Source organism: Sagittula stellata E-37 (assembly GCF_039724765.1).
Classification (GTDB): Bacteria; Pseudomonadota; Alphaproteobacteria; order Rhodobacterales; family Rhodobacteraceae; genus Sagittula; species Sagittula stellata.
In genome coordinates, this window is sequence record NZ_CP155729.1 from 4,043,432 (window position 1) to 4,056,887 (window position 13,456).

The 13,456-nt window shown below is 65.2% G+C and carries 12 protein-coding genes; 5 read left to right on the top strand and 7 right to left on the bottom strand.

The features are described from left to right. Window positions 1-5: 5 nt before the first annotated feature. Entirely contained in the window at window positions 6-989 is a 984-nt protein-coding gene (locus ABFK29_RS19320) for an ABC transporter substrate-binding protein (protein WP_005861418.1), read from the top strand. 299 nt (window positions 990-1,288) lie between these two features. Continuing rightward, window positions 1,289-2,046 (top strand): IS5 family transposase gene (locus ABFK29_RS19325; RefSeq protein ID WP_085983406.1). Its coding sequence is split into 2 segments (ribosomal slippage): window positions 1,289-1,610 and window positions 1,610-2,046, totalling 759 coding nucleotides; the frame shifts between segments, so codons are not numbered across the junction. On the opposite strand, the gene ABFK29_RS19330 is transcribed toward ABFK29_RS19325, so the two are convergent. Next, on the bottom strand, window positions 2,005-2,547 hold the full coding sequence (locus ABFK29_RS19330) for a thioesterase family protein (RefSeq protein ID WP_005859882.1): 543 nt from the start codon (window positions 2,545-2,547) through the stop codon (window positions 2,005-2,007). The genes ABFK29_RS19325 and ABFK29_RS19330 overlap by 42 nt on opposite strands. Before the next feature lies 1 nt (window position 2,548). After that, entirely contained in the window at window positions 2,549-3,328 is a 780-nt protein-coding gene (locus ABFK29_RS19335; protein WP_005859884.1) for an enoyl-CoA hydratase-related protein, read from the bottom strand. A 190-nt stretch (window positions 3,329-3,518) separates the two neighbouring features. Between ABFK29_RS19335 and ABFK29_RS19340 the strand changes: the two genes are divergently transcribed. After that, window positions 3,519-5,261: an alpha-amylase family glycosyl hydrolase gene (locus tag ABFK29_RS19340; RefSeq protein WP_005859886.1), complete on the top strand. Its 1,743-nt coding sequence runs from the start codon at window positions 3,519-3,521 to the stop codon at window positions 5,259-5,261. Between the two features lie 89 nt (window positions 5,262-5,350). Beyond that, window positions 5,351-6,760, top strand: a complete 1,410-nt coding sequence (locus ABFK29_RS19345; RefSeq protein ID WP_005859888.1) for a hypothetical protein — start codon at window positions 5,351-5,353, stop codon at window positions 6,758-6,760. 245 nt (window positions 6,761-7,005) lie between these two features. Here ABFK29_RS19345 and ABFK29_RS19350 read toward each other — a convergent pair whose 3' ends face one another. The 5 genes from ABFK29_RS19350 to ABFK29_RS19370 form a co-directional block, all read right to left on the bottom strand. After that, entirely contained in the window at window positions 7,006-8,238 is a 1,233-nt protein-coding gene (locus ABFK29_RS19350; RefSeq protein ID WP_005859890.1) for a hypothetical protein, read from the bottom strand. Next, window positions 8,231-9,019: an HAD-IIB family hydrolase gene (locus ABFK29_RS19355; RefSeq protein ID WP_005859892.1), complete on the bottom strand. Its 789-nt coding sequence runs from the start codon at window positions 9,017-9,019 to the stop codon at window positions 8,231-8,233. The genes ABFK29_RS19350 and ABFK29_RS19355 overlap by 8 nt, the downstream gene beginning before the upstream one ends. A 100-nt stretch (window positions 9,020-9,119) precedes the next feature. Beyond that, a complete protein-coding gene (locus tag ABFK29_RS19360; RefSeq protein ID WP_005859895.1) occupies window positions 9,120-9,746 on the bottom strand; it encodes a hypothetical protein in 627 nt (208 codons plus the stop codon). 64 nt (window positions 9,747-9,810) lie between these two features. Beyond that, window positions 9,811-10,578 (bottom strand): CDP-diacylglycerol--serine O-phosphatidyltransferase, encoded by a 768-nt coding sequence (gene pssA / locus ABFK29_RS19365; protein ID WP_005859897.1) that lies wholly within the window; start codon window positions 10,576-10,578, stop codon window positions 9,811-9,813. A 3-nt stretch (window positions 10,579-10,581) separates the two neighbouring features. After that, window positions 10,582-11,265 carry a phosphatidylserine decarboxylase gene (locus tag ABFK29_RS19370; RefSeq protein ID WP_005859899.1) on the bottom strand — a complete coding sequence of 228 codons (684 nt, stop codon included), beginning with the start codon at window positions 11,263-11,265 and terminating at the stop codon, window positions 10,582-10,584. Between the two features lie 448 nt (window positions 11,266-11,713). Between ABFK29_RS19370 and ABFK29_RS19375 the strand changes: the two genes are divergently transcribed. Next, window positions 11,714-13,339 carry a peptide ABC transporter substrate-binding protein gene (locus ABFK29_RS19375; RefSeq protein WP_005859901.1) on the top strand — a complete coding sequence of 542 codons (1,626 nt, stop codon included), beginning with the start codon at window positions 11,714-11,716 and terminating at the stop codon, window positions 13,337-13,339. Window positions 13,340-13,456 lie beyond the last annotated feature (117 nt).

Consider the following 13,456-nt stretch of genomic DNA (forward strand, 5'->3'; position numbering starts at 1 on the left):
TAACCATGAAATACATCCTTTCCACCACCGCCGCGCTCGCGCTCGCCGCACCGGCCTTTGCCGCGGACGATGTCACGCTTCAGCTGAAGTGGGTCACACAGGCGCAGTTCGCGGGCTACTACGTGGCGCTGGAAAACGGCTACTACGAGGATGCCGACCTGAACGTCACGATCCTGCCCGGCGGCCCCGACATCGCGCCCACCCAGGTGATCGCGGGCGGCGGCGCCGACGTCATCGTCGAATGGATGCCCGCCGCGCTGGCGGCGCGCGAGAACGGCCTGCCGCTGGTCAACATCGCCCAGCCCTTCAAGTCGTCGGGCATGATGCTGACCTGCTGGGGCGACGTGGGCATCGAGGAACCGGCGGATCTCGCCGACCGCACGCTCGGCGTGTGGTTCTTCGGCAACGAATACCCCTTCCTGTCGTGGATGAGCCAGCTCGGCATCAAGACCGATGGCAAGGCCGAAGGCTCCGTCGAGGTGCTGAAACAGGGCTTCAACGTAGATCCGCTGCTCCAGCGCCAGGCCGACTGCATCTCGACCATGACCTACAACGAGTACGGCCAGGTCCTCGACGCGGGCGTGTCCGAAGACGAACTCATCACCTTCAAGTACCAGGACCAGGGCGTCGCCACGATGGAGGACGGCCTTTACGTGCTCGAAGACAACCTTTCGGACGAGGCCTTCGTCGACAAGATGGCGCGTTTCGTCTCCGCCTCCATGCAGGGCTGGAAATGGGCCGAGGAGAACCCGAAAGAAGCGGCGATGATCGTGCTCGACTACGACGAAACCGGCGCGCAGACCGAAGAGCACCAGATCCGGATGATGGGCGAAGTCGCCAAGCTGACGTCGGGCTCCAACGGCGCGCTGGACGAAGCCGACTACCAGCGCACGGTGGACACGCTGCTGGCGGGCGGCTCCGACCCGGTCATCACGAAAGCGCCGGAAGGCGCATGGACCCACGCGGTCAGCGACAAGGCGCTCCAGTAAGGGCGCCACACAAACCGGGTTTCGCTGACTGCGTCAGCGACCCGCCGGGGGAAGTTTCACTTCCCCCGGACCCCCTTCAGAGTATTTTCGAAGCAAAGAAGCAAAGGCGTCTTGCCTTCATCTTGGCCCAAATACCTCGGGGGAGGCTCCCGCAAGGGAGGCGGGGGCAGAGCCCCCAAACGGCCGGAACGGCCGTGTCCTCAGCGTTTCCCCAAAACGATGCCCTGACCGGCCTAGGTTCAGGACCCATTGATTTGGTTGAGCGAGCGTGATTCACCGTTCGAAAACGAGCGGTGAACATGTCTGATCTCTACTGGTTGAGCGATGCGCAGATGGCGCGTCTGGAGCCTTACTTCCCCAAGTCGCACGGCAAGCCCCGGGTTGATGACCGGCGCGTTCTGAGCGGTATTATCTTTATCAATCGCAATGGATTGCGGTGGCGAGATGCGCCAAGGGAATACGGCCCGCACAAGACACTCTACAACCGCTGGAAGCGGTGGAGCGATAGAGGCGTCTTCGCCCGGATCATGGCCGGGCTGGCGGGCGAGCATGGTGAGGAGACGACCGTGATGATCGACGCAACTCATCTGAAGGCCCATCGCACGGCGTCCAGCCTGGGCGTGAAAAAGGGGGGCGTGGACGGCTGATTGGCCGGACGAAGGGAGGCATGAACACGAAGTTGCACGCCGTCTGCGACAGCCATGGCCGGCCCATCGACCTGTTCCTGACTGCCGGCCCCGTCAGCGACTACATCGGGGCGCGTGCGCTGGTCGGCGGGCTGCCAGACGTGAAATGGCTGCTCGGAGATCGCGGCTACGATGCCGACTGGTTCAGAGAAGCCTTGCAAGACAAGAAGATACGCCCTTGCATCCCGGGCCGGACGAAACGGAAGACGCCCGTCCCGTACGACAAGCGCAGGTACAAGCGTCGCAACCGGATCGAGATCATGTTCGGCAGGCTCAAGGATTGGAGACGGGTGGCGACCCGTTATGACCGATGCCCAAAGACCTTCTTCTCAGCGATCGCACTCGCTGCGACCGTGATCTTCTGGCTTTGAGAGAGAACGAGTCCTGACCCTAGGCCGGAGCAGGCAGGCCGCGATGTGCGTCCGCGACAAGCGCGAGGCGCGCGCCGGGGTGTTGCCCCATGGGTCCGGGCGGCGGGTGCGGAGATTGAAGCCCAGCATCTTGACCTCGTTTGTCGCCGCCACCTGTCCCGATCCGTCCAGCACCCGGTGGAAGAGGATGTAGCATTTGGCGTCATGGGCGAGGAGTTGCGTCTCGATGGCGAAGGCGCAGCCTTCGGCGAGTTCTCCGCAGTAGGTGACGTGGTTCTCGACGATGACGTATTCGTGGCCGTTCCGCGCCTCCATCCGCATCGGATCGTTGATCCAGTTGAAGAAGGCCCAGTTCGCCTGATCGCAGACCGTCAGGTAATGCGCCATGTTCATGTGGCTGTATTCGTCCACCCACGCCGGCCGGACCACGTTCTCCACCAGCCGCAGCGGCGCGTCCACGTGGCCGGTCCAGGGATGCAGGAAAGTCTCCGTCTCCAGCAAGTCAGCGTCCCGTCCAGACGGGGCTGCGCTTTTCCATGACCGCTGCCACGCCTTCCTTCGCGTCCGCGCTGTCGTAGAGCCGGGCGTAGGCCTCCAGCCCGCCAGCGCGCATCAGGGCGAAAGCGTCCCGTTCGCCGAGGCCCTCCGTGGCGCGGGCGATTTCCTTCACCGCGCGCAGCGAGAGCGGTGCGCAGGCGGCGACGCGGTCGGCCAGCGCGCGGGCCTGCGCCATCAGCGCATCGGCGGGCACCACGGCATTGATCACGCCCCAGCGCAGCAATTCCTCTGCCCCGGCGCGTCGGGCGGTCATCAGCATCTCCATCGCCACGGCGCGCGGCAGGCGACGCGGCAGGCGGATCACACCGCCGGAATCCGGCACCAGGCCGATCGACGTCTCGGGCAGGCCGAACTCCACCCCTTCGGCGGCGACGATCATGTCCGCCGCCAGCGCCAGTTCGAACCCGCCCCCCAGCGCCGTGCCGTTCACCGCGGCGATGACCGGTTTCGTCAGGTCCCAGAATTCCGTCAGGCCCGCGAAGCCGCCGGGGCCCATGTCGGCCTCCGGGTCCTCGCCGTCCTGCGCGGCCTTGAGATCCCAACCGGCGGAGAAGAAGCGCCCTTCGGCGGTAACGATGCCCACCGACAGGGCGTCGTCCTCCTGCAGGCGCAGGAAGGCGGCGCCGAGCGCTCGTGACGTCGCCGCGTCGATGGCGTTCACCTTGCCCCGTTTCAGCACCACTTCGAGCACGCGCCCGCGCACCCCGACCGTCACTTCCGCCATCGTCCGGCTCCTTCGCTTTGCCGTCCACGCTGGGCCATGGCGTCTGCGGAGGCAAGCTCGCAGGGTGCCCAAAAACAGGGCAAAGCACCCGGCTTCCGGTGCCGCAGGCCTTGCGGATGACCTGCCCCTTTCGCCATCGCGCAAGGCCCGTCTATAAATGCCGGGTACGACGACCGCCCAGAGGCCCGCCATGACCGTTCCATCGACCCTGACGAACCGCCTGCATGCGCTGCTCATGCGCCTCTACCCCGACCACGACACCGAAGAGGTGACCGCCAGGGTCGTCGAGGCCTTCTGGCCCGAAGGCACGGATCCACGCGGACGCGCCCGCAAGCCCGGCAACCAGCTCTGGAGCCAGAAGGACGCGCTGCTGATCACCTACGGCGACAGCCTGATCGACGGCGTCTACAAGCCGCTGGACCTGTTGCGCGACTTCCTTGGCCAGCACCTGAAGGGCGTGGTCAACGGCGTGCACATCCTGCCGTTTTTCCCCTTCACCTCGGACGACGGCTTTGCGGTGACCGACTACCGCAAGGTGAACCCCTCGCTGGGCGACTGGCCCGACATCCAGCGCATCGCCTCGGAATGGGATCTTGCCTCCGACCTCGTGCTGAACCACGTCTCGTCGCAGGGCACGTGGTTCAACGCCTACCGGCAGGGGCAGAAGCCCTACGACGGGTTCTTCTTCGAGGCCTCGCCGGAGGACGACCTGTCGATGGTCGTGCGCCCGAGGACGACGCCGCTTCTGCAGGAGGTCGAGACGGCGAACGGCGTCAAGAACGTCTGGTGCACCTTCAGCCACGACCAGATCGACCTGAACTTCAAGAACCCCGAAGTCCTCTACGAGATCATCCGCATCATTCGTCTGCACATCGAGATGGGGGTGAAGATCGTCCGCCTCGACGCCGTGGCCTTCGTCTGGAAACAGCCCGGAACGACCTGCATCCACCTGCCGCAGACCCACGCCATCGTGCAGCTTCTGCGGGTGCTGGCGGACTTCGCCCGCGAACCGGTCGTGCTCTTGACCGAAACCAACGTGCCCAAGGCCGAGAACCTCAGCTACTTCGGCCAACTGAACGAGGCGCACTGGATCTACAACTTCCCGCTGCCGCCGCTGATCCTGCACGCCATGCTCTCGGGGGACGCGCATTTCCTGTCGAACTGGCTGCGCTCCATGCCGCCCGCGCCGCACGGCTGCGCCTACCTGAACTTCACCGCCTCGCACGACGGCATCGGGATGCGCCCCGCCGAAGGCCTGCTGCCGGACGAGGAAATCGCGCGCATGATCTCTACCGTGCAGGACAGCGGCGGGCGGGCGTCGATGCGGGCGCTGCCGAACGGCGGCACATCGGTCTACGAGCTGAACGCCACCTTCTTCTCGGCCCTGTCGCGGACCTATCGCGGCGACACCGCCAACCACATCGCGCGCTTCCTGTGTTCGCAGACCATCGTCATGTCGATCGAAGGGGTGCCCGCCTTCTACATCCACGCGATGCTGGGCACGGAGAACGACATCGACGGCGTCGAACGCCGTGGCATGAACCGCGCCATCAATCGCCACCGCTGGGACTACACGGACCTGCGCAAGCGCATCAAGGACCCGGAGACCCCGCAGGGCCAGGTCCTGCCCGCCCTGAAGGAGCGGCTGAAGCTCCGCGCGAAACAGCCCGCCTTCCACCCCAACGCCACGAACTTCACGCTGAACGTCGACGACCGCGTGTTCTGCGTCTGGCGGCAGTCGATCAACCGCGAGCAGTCGATCTTTGCCCTGCACAACGTGAGCGCCGAAACGGTGGACCTGCCGCCCCGCGCGCTCAACCTGATCGCGGACGAGGACTGGATCGACCTGCTGTCTGGCGAGACGCTGCACCCCGAGGAGGACGGCGTGACGCTCGCCCCCTACCAGTGCCGCTGGATCACCAACCGGGGCTGACCGCGAAAAAGCGACCGGACGGATTGTTGACCCGGCAGCAGGTCCCGACCCATCATGGGCCGACCTGCTGACCAATACCGGACGACCTCATGCCTTTCCGCTTCTTGGCCTCCCTCGCCTGCCTCCTTCTTCTGTCCGCGCCCGCGCAGGCCGCCGACATCACCATGGGCGACGATTGCGACGTCTACCTCTCCGGCCAGATCGTGAAGGGCGACGCCGACCGCTTCGGAGCATTGATGGACAGCGCGGCCTGCACCTATTCCACCCTGCACCTGTCTTCGCCCGGCGGCTCGGTGACCGAGGCGCTGGCCATCCCCCAGCACTTCAGCCGCACGACCACCGTGATCGACGCAGGTGAAACATGCCTGTCCGCCTGTTCGCTGATCTTCATGGCGGGCCACACCTGCGCCGGGGCACCCTACTCCTGCCAGCCCACGCGCGGGATGCACCCCACCGCGACGCTGGGCTTCCACGCGCCCTTCCTCCAGCCTGACCAGAAGCAGCAGCTCGTGCCGCTCGACCTGTCGTTCTCCGCCGCGCTCGACATCTTCGCCCAGATCCAGAGCGCGTTTTCCAAGCTCTCCTCGGTCGTGGCCTCCACCGGTTACAAGCAGTCAATGATCCACCCCGACCTCTTCGCGCAGATGTTCAGCACGCCGCCGGAGGAGTTCTACACCATCACCACCAACGACCAGTTCTACAGTTTCGACATCGGGTTGATGGACGACATCCCCAACACCGCCACCCCCGCCTTCGACCGGCAGCGCGCCGCGACCCTGTGCTATAACCTGCTCTATTCCACCTATCGCGGCTGGAACCATTCGGAGTTCGGCTTTGCCGATTACGACACCGGCGGGCAGGATTATTTCGACAGCGTCGCGAACCACGTCCAGCGACGCGACCCCGCCCCCTGGCTGGGCGACAACGTTAGCATCCCGGTGAACTTCGTGCAGTTCCGGAACATCAACCTGGGGATGGGCTGGACCGGCTGGTGCGAGATCAAGCCCTCGCCGGGATCCGGCACCGTGTCGGTCAACCTCTACCCACAAGAGGACATGCCCGCCGACAGCGACCGCGCCGATCTGCGGGCCTACATGCATTACAGCATGGCCTGGCCCCCGCGCACGCCCGTCACCTCCGTCTCCTGGAAGGCGTCGGGCGGTGGCGCGGCGGCAGCCCAGACCTCCGTTCCGGGCCCCGACCCGGTGGCGCTGGCGCGCGCCTACTTCGACCGGCTCGGCAAGCGTGACGGAGGGGCGCCCGCAGCGCTCTGGATTCCGGAAAAGCGCGAGGCCATCGAACGTGCCGCCGCAGGCATCTGCGATGCGAGCGTCGTCGAGGCCTCCGATGCGGGTGTGTCGGGCGGCTCTGCGCTGGTCCAGTTGCGCGCCCGCGTGACCGGCTGCGGCGCGTCATCAGGCGAGGTGTACGCGCTTCGTATGACGCTGGTGTCCGGCCCGGACGGCTGGCGCATCTCGGCCCTGAACAGCGCGGATTGACCCGTTTCGGATCGCCCGGGAGGCCTCGTTAACCTCTTTTTTTCGCTGCGGCGCAGAAAGATTACCAACCGGCCGGTTCGAGGGGTCGAACCGGCCGGTTCACCCCCTACGGGTTGTTAAGCATGGTGAACAGGTGGTTGATCCATTGTGGATCGCGTCGCGGACGGCCCCACATCTGCGCGTTGCAGGGCATCGCACGCGGCCTTAATCCCTCCGCGCGCCGCATTAAGATGAACGGATATTCATCAGAACGGCTTAGGCGCGAACTCCGCGTTGTCGGCGGCCACCAGCGACCGAAGCTCCGACACCAGCCCCTGATCGGCGGCGTTCACCCGGCTCCAGTTCGGGATGAACGGCGCATCGTTGGGCTTGGCCAGGAAGGTGTGCCCCGCGACCATGATGTTCTCCGCGAACAGCTCGATGGTCCGTTCCTCGCGGTGCCGGTCCAGCGTCAGGCCGTTCATCTTGGCGTCGTTGTCGTAGAACTCCAGCAGGTCCAGCGCGACCCGGTAATACGTGGCCTTCAGCGCCCGGAAAGAGTTGGCGGTAAAGATCGTCCCATCCGCCGCCAGCTTGCGGAAGATCGCCTTGCAGATGTCGGTGGACATGCGGTTCAGACCCGCCGCCGCGTCGCCTTCGCTTTCGTCCTGATGCTTGTGATCGTAGGCATCGGCGATCTCCACCTGGCAGACCGTGTGCCGCCCGCTGTTGCGCCAAACCTCTGACAACACGCCGATTTCCAACCCCCAGTCGGAGGGGATGCGCAGGTCCGGCAAGAGGCCAGTGCGCAGCGCGAACTCGCCCGACAGCGGGTAGCGGAAAGCGCGCAGGTAGTCGATGTAGTCCCGGTCCCCGATCACCCGCTTAAGCGCGATCAGGAGCGGCGAGACCAGCAGCCTGGTCACCCGCCCGTTCAGCTTGCCGTCGCCGACACGCGGATAGAACCCCTTCGACAACTGGTAGCGGAAATTCGGATTGACCACCGGATAGACCAGCCGGGCCAGCATCTCGCGGTCGTAGGTGACGATGTCGCAATCGTGCAGCGCCATGACCGCCGTATCCGCGCAAGAGATCATGTAACCCATGCAGGTCCACATGTTCTTGCCCTTGCCCGGCTCGTCCGGGGCCAGCCCCATCTCTTCGAGCCGCGCCATGTAGGACTTCATCCTGGGGCTGTCGTTCCAGAGGACCACATGATCTTGGGGCAGCCGGGAAAAGAAATCGCGCGCCCGGCGGAACTGGTCCTCGTCCGCACGGTCCAGCCCGATGATGATCCGGTGCAGGTAGCTGACCTGGCTCAGCTCGTCGATGATGTTCGACAGCGCCGGGCCTTCCAGTTCGGAATAGAGCGACGGCAGAACGAGGCTGATCTTGCGCGTCTGGGCGAAGGTCTCGATCTCGTAGACCAGTTCCTCGATCGGGCGCTGCCTCAGGTTGTGGAACTGGGCGATGTTGCCGTTCTGGTGAAAGTCAGCCATGCGCGGGATCCTTCGCGTCGTAATCGTCAAGAAGCGACAGCATCGCCGCCGCCCAACCTGCGGGGCCGGTCAGGTCAGTGCGCAGGATGCGCCCCGCGTCCTCGCCCTCCAGCAGGGGCAGGCCCGGCCCGTGATCGTTGCGCACGACGACGCCGATGTCAGCCGTCTGCAGCATCTCGATGTCGTTGGGCGCGTCGCCAAGCGCAATTGTCCGGGATGCGCCCATTTCGCGGGCAAGTTCAGCCATGGCATCCGCCTTCGTGCGGCCCAGCGAGAGGGTCAGGAAACGGCCGCCGCTGCGCCCGCGCACGCCATACATGCCAAGCCCGGACAGGAAGGCGGCGCGGGTGTCGTCCGCGCCCGACCAGATCCCCGGTTCGGAGAAACACCGCTGCCCGGCGCGTCTTGCGCCGTCGAGGCCAAGTCCCGTCACCTCCGCGATCTCCTCTGCGGTCATGTCGGCGAAACCCCGGAACCCGGCCCGGAGTTCCGGCGCCAGATCGGCAAGGGCGCGGCGGATGTGGGCGTGATCCCCGGCGTCCTGCGCCACACCGTCGGCGGGCCGGTAGAACCCGGCGCCGTTCTCCACGATGGCGGGCGTGTCGCCAAGGCCAAGATCGGCGTGAAGCGGGGCAACTTCCGCGGCGGTCTTGGAGGTCGCGAGGACCAGCGGAACGCCCCGTTCCTTCAGCGCATCGAGCGCCGGACGCGCCGCCTCCCAGGAATACGTGTCATGGTCCAGCAAGGTGCCGTCGAGATCGGTGAACACGATCAAACCCATAAGACGACCTCTGCCCGCTGTCCGTCTTACAAGTATGGCGCAGGTGCATGCCGACAACCACCGTCCATGCTGCGGTGCGGCTGAAACTGCGGCGGAGAGGTCACGGATGCCCTTCCCAGGAGATGGTCAGGTCGACGTTGCCAAGGTTGTCCGCCACCCGATGCGCGTTCGGAATGTCGTTGCTCAGCGCCTTTTCGCGCGCCGCCGCGTGGTCGTACTCGTAGCTCACCCAACGTTCGATCAGCCGCCGCTCCAGTTCCGACATCGGAACGGACAGGTAAACGGTCAGGTCCCACAACTCTACCAATGCGCGCCACGGGTCCTCGGCAAGGCACAGGTAGTTGCCCTCGACGATCACCGTCTCGGTCTCCGGGCCGATGCGCTCCGCTCCGGCGATGGCGATTTCCCGGGTACGGTCGAAGACCGGCAGTATGACCTCGTCCTCTTGGGCGACACGGGCGAGGCAGGCTCGGAAACCGCCGAAGTCGAAGGTCTCCGGCGCACCCTTGCGCGGCAGCAGGCCAGCGGGCCGCAGCAACCGGTCGTCGAGGTGAAATCCGTCCATCGGCATGACCGCCGCATTGGGTGTCCGCGCTGCAACCACATGCGCCAGCGTCGATTTCCCGGAACCCGGCGCCCCGGCCAGAGCGACCAGCCTCCGCCGCCCTCGTGCCGGTGTCTCGGCGATCCGCTCTGCAACCAGCGCCGCGCTTTTCTGAACGTCCATGGCCACCCCCTTCCCGATTGGTGAGGGTCCGCGCCGGGCTTGTCAACGCAGAGGGGCTTTCAGCTCAGCCGAAGAGACGACCGCGCGCCCGGATGGCAGCCAGTGCGACGACGGCCAGATAGGCCCAGTCGAGCAAAACCAACAGATACCACGGGTGGGTGAAGCTGAACCCGATCACCGTGACCGTGGCAAACAGGATGACCGCGATCATGCGGCGCGGCACCTTGATCGCCTTCGGGGACGGCGTCTTCAGCTTGGAGATCATCAGCACACCGATCAGCGCGAGCCAGAGGGCGACCATGGCCGGTGCCTCCCCCGCGTCCCATCCGCCGGCAAGCATCATGAAAACCGGCAGAAGGCCCAGCATGGCCCCCGCAGGTGCAGGCACACCGACGAAGTGGCGTTTCGGCCCGGCACTCTCATCGGCCTGCCCCGACATGACGTTGAACCGCGCGAGCCGCAGGCAGGTGGCGGCGGCGAACAGCAGCGCAAAGACCCAGCCGAACCCGCCGGTATGGGCCAGGTGCACCTGGTAGACGACAACCGCCGGTGCGACGCCGAAGCACAGGAAATCGGACAGCGAGTCCAGTTGCGCCCCCATCGGCGACTCGGCCTTCAGCTTGCGGGCGAGCAACCCGTCGAGGCCGTCCGCCAGCGCGGCGATCAGGATGGCGAAGACCGCGGCCCCGAACCGTCCCTCCATCGCGAACCGGATGGCCGTGAAGCCAAAGCTCATGCCGGTCAGCGTGACCATGTTGGGCAGGAGCATCAGCAGAGAGACCTGGCTGCGGTCCTCCGCCTGTGAGTCCGGCTCGGGGGGGAGATCCGACATGGCTCAGCCTTCTCCGGTTTCGGCGGTCAGATCGGCGATGACCGTTTCGCCCGCAACCATCGTCTGGCCGATGCGGACCAGCGACGTGGCGCCGGGCGGCAGGTAGATGTCGAGACGGGAGCCGAACCGGATCAGGCCGAACCGCTCGCCGCGCTCCAGCGTATCGCCTTTCTTGGTCCAGCACAGGATACGGCGCGCCACGAGACCTGCGATCTGGACCACGCCGTAGCGGCGCCCGTCCGGCAGGGTCACGGCAAGGCCGTTGCGTTCGTTGTCCTCCGACGCCTTGTCGAGCGAGGCGTTGAGGAATTTGCCCGGCCGGTAAGCGACGGTATCGACCGTCCCGGCGGTCGGCAGCCGGTTCACATGGCAGTTGAAGACCGACATGAACACAGAGATGCGCATCATTTCCGCATCGCCCAGACCCAGCTCTGCCGGGGGAATGGCGGGTTCCAGCAGCGACACGATCCCGTCCGCAGGCGATACCATGACGTCCGGGCGGTTCGGCGTCACACGCTCCGGATCGCGGAAGAAGTAGTAGACCCAGACCGTCACGCCAGCGGCAATCCACCCCAGCGGTTCCCACACGAGGAACAGGACGACCGCGATCGCGGCTGCTATGGCAACGAATTTCCGCCCTTCCGGGTGCATCGGCTTGACGAAGGTGGACAGCATGGAGACAGACATGGAACCCCGCAGTGTTGGTCTGCCCTTCTCAGGCATTCAGGCGCCGGATGCAAATCAAACCTAACTGGCCCGCGCCCGGTTCCACCCTTGCGACGCATCCCTGGGCATCGTGTCACCGCAAACACAGGCTTACCGCCGCCCGGAGCGGATTCCGTTGCGCCGCACGGGGACACGACGCAACATTGGTGGCGGGATGACAGTCCGTCGGCATAGGAAACGTCTAACTGCGCCAAAGATCCAATAACGTCGCGTAGACCCCTATTGCATGCCCGACGGCCTTCCGTTTTGAATTGCCGATAGCAGAAACAGTCAATCTGAAGTACCCAGACATGGGTACGCGAACTCACTCCAAGGCTGACAACCCAAAAAATAACAATACCATAACGGGCGGCCAGGACACCAAGACACGACGGGCATCGTTGCCCCGAGCCAACAAGGGATATTCACTATGTCAAGACTCGCCCAACTGACTCTGACGACATTTCTGACAGCCGGCATCGCCACCGTCGGACTGGCGCAGGAGACCCACCCGGAGACCGGCGAGGCGCTGGCCGCCGATCAGACCTTCACCTACCGCATCCTGGACGAATTCTCTTCGCTCGACCCGCAGGTCGTCGAGGACGTGACCGGGTCGGAAGTGGCGCGCGACCTGTTCGAAGGCCTGATGAACCAGGACGAAAACGGCGAACTGGTGCCGGGTGTCGCCACCGGATACGAGGCCTCGGAAGACAAGACCACCTACACCTTCACGCTGCGTGACGATGCGAAATGGTCGAATGGCGATCCGGTGACTGCGCAGGACTTCGTCTTCGCGTGGCGCCGTGCTGTCTCGCCGGAACTGGCATCGCCGTACCAGTGGTACATGTCGCTGATGTCCATCGAGAACGCCGATGCCATCATCGCAGGCGAGATGGCCCCCGAAGAGCTGGGCGTCACCGCCGTCGACGACCGCACGCTCGAAGTGAAGCTGAGCCAGCCGCTGTCCTACTTCCCGCAGATGGTGACGCATGCCACGACCTTCCCGGCACCGCAGAAGGTGGTTGAGGAGTTCGGCGCCGACTGGACCAAGACGGAGAACATCGTCTCGAACGGCGCTTACGTGCTGACCGAACACATCCCGAACGAACGCTCCACCCGCGAGCGCAACGAGATGTACTGGGACAACGAGAACACCATCATCGACAAGACCGTGGCGCTGGTCATCAACGACGAGAACGTGGCCCTGACCCGGTTCCTCGCCGGTGAACTCGACCGCACCGAGATCCCCGCAGGCCAGTTCCCGCGCCTGTCCAAGGAGCACCCTGACGAGGCGATCAGCTTTCCGCGGCTGTGCAATTACTACTATACGTTCAACCTGTCCGACAGCGGCCCCGAAGCGTTCAAGGACGTGAACGTCCGCAAGGCCCTGGCCCTGGCCATCGACCGCGACATCATCACCAAGAACGTGCTGGCGGGCGGAGAAGTGGCGGCCTACAGCTTCACGCCGGCCGCCGTCGCCAACTTCGAACCGCCGGTCTCCGAAATGCAGGAGATGACCCAGGCGGAACGCGACGCGAAGGCGAAGGAACTCCTGGCGGAGGCGGGCTACGGTCCCGACAACCCGCTGAAGTTCGGCATGATGTACAACACCTCCGACAACCACCAGAAAATCGCCGTGGTCATGTCGCAGATGTGGAAGCAGAAGCTGGGCGTCGAGGTCGAACTGTCCAACATGGAGTGGAAGGTCTTCCTCGAAGTGCGCGGCAATCAGGACTTCGAACTGGCGCGCGGTGCATGGTGCGGCGACTACAACGAGGCGTCCACCTTCCTCGACCTGCTGACGACGCCGTCCGGCTATAACGACGGCAAGTACTCCAACGCCGACTATGACGCGCTGATCCAGGAGGCTAAGTCCGCCGACGACAGCGCACCGCTTTACACCGAGGCCGAGCAGATCTTTGCACAGGACATGCCGGTGATCCCGGTCTACCACGCGGCGGGCGTCTACATGATGGACAGCGACGTGGGCAACTGGCCGGTCAACAACGTCGAACAGAACTGGTATTCGAAGGACCTCTACAAGGTCGCCGAGTAAGCCGTTCCCAGACCCGTCCCGGCGTTCGCGCCGGGACCTGCCGCCGCGCGCAGGAATCGCACGCGGCGGCACGGGCACCGGACAAGACCCGGTCCCGGGATGCCGATCCATTCCCGC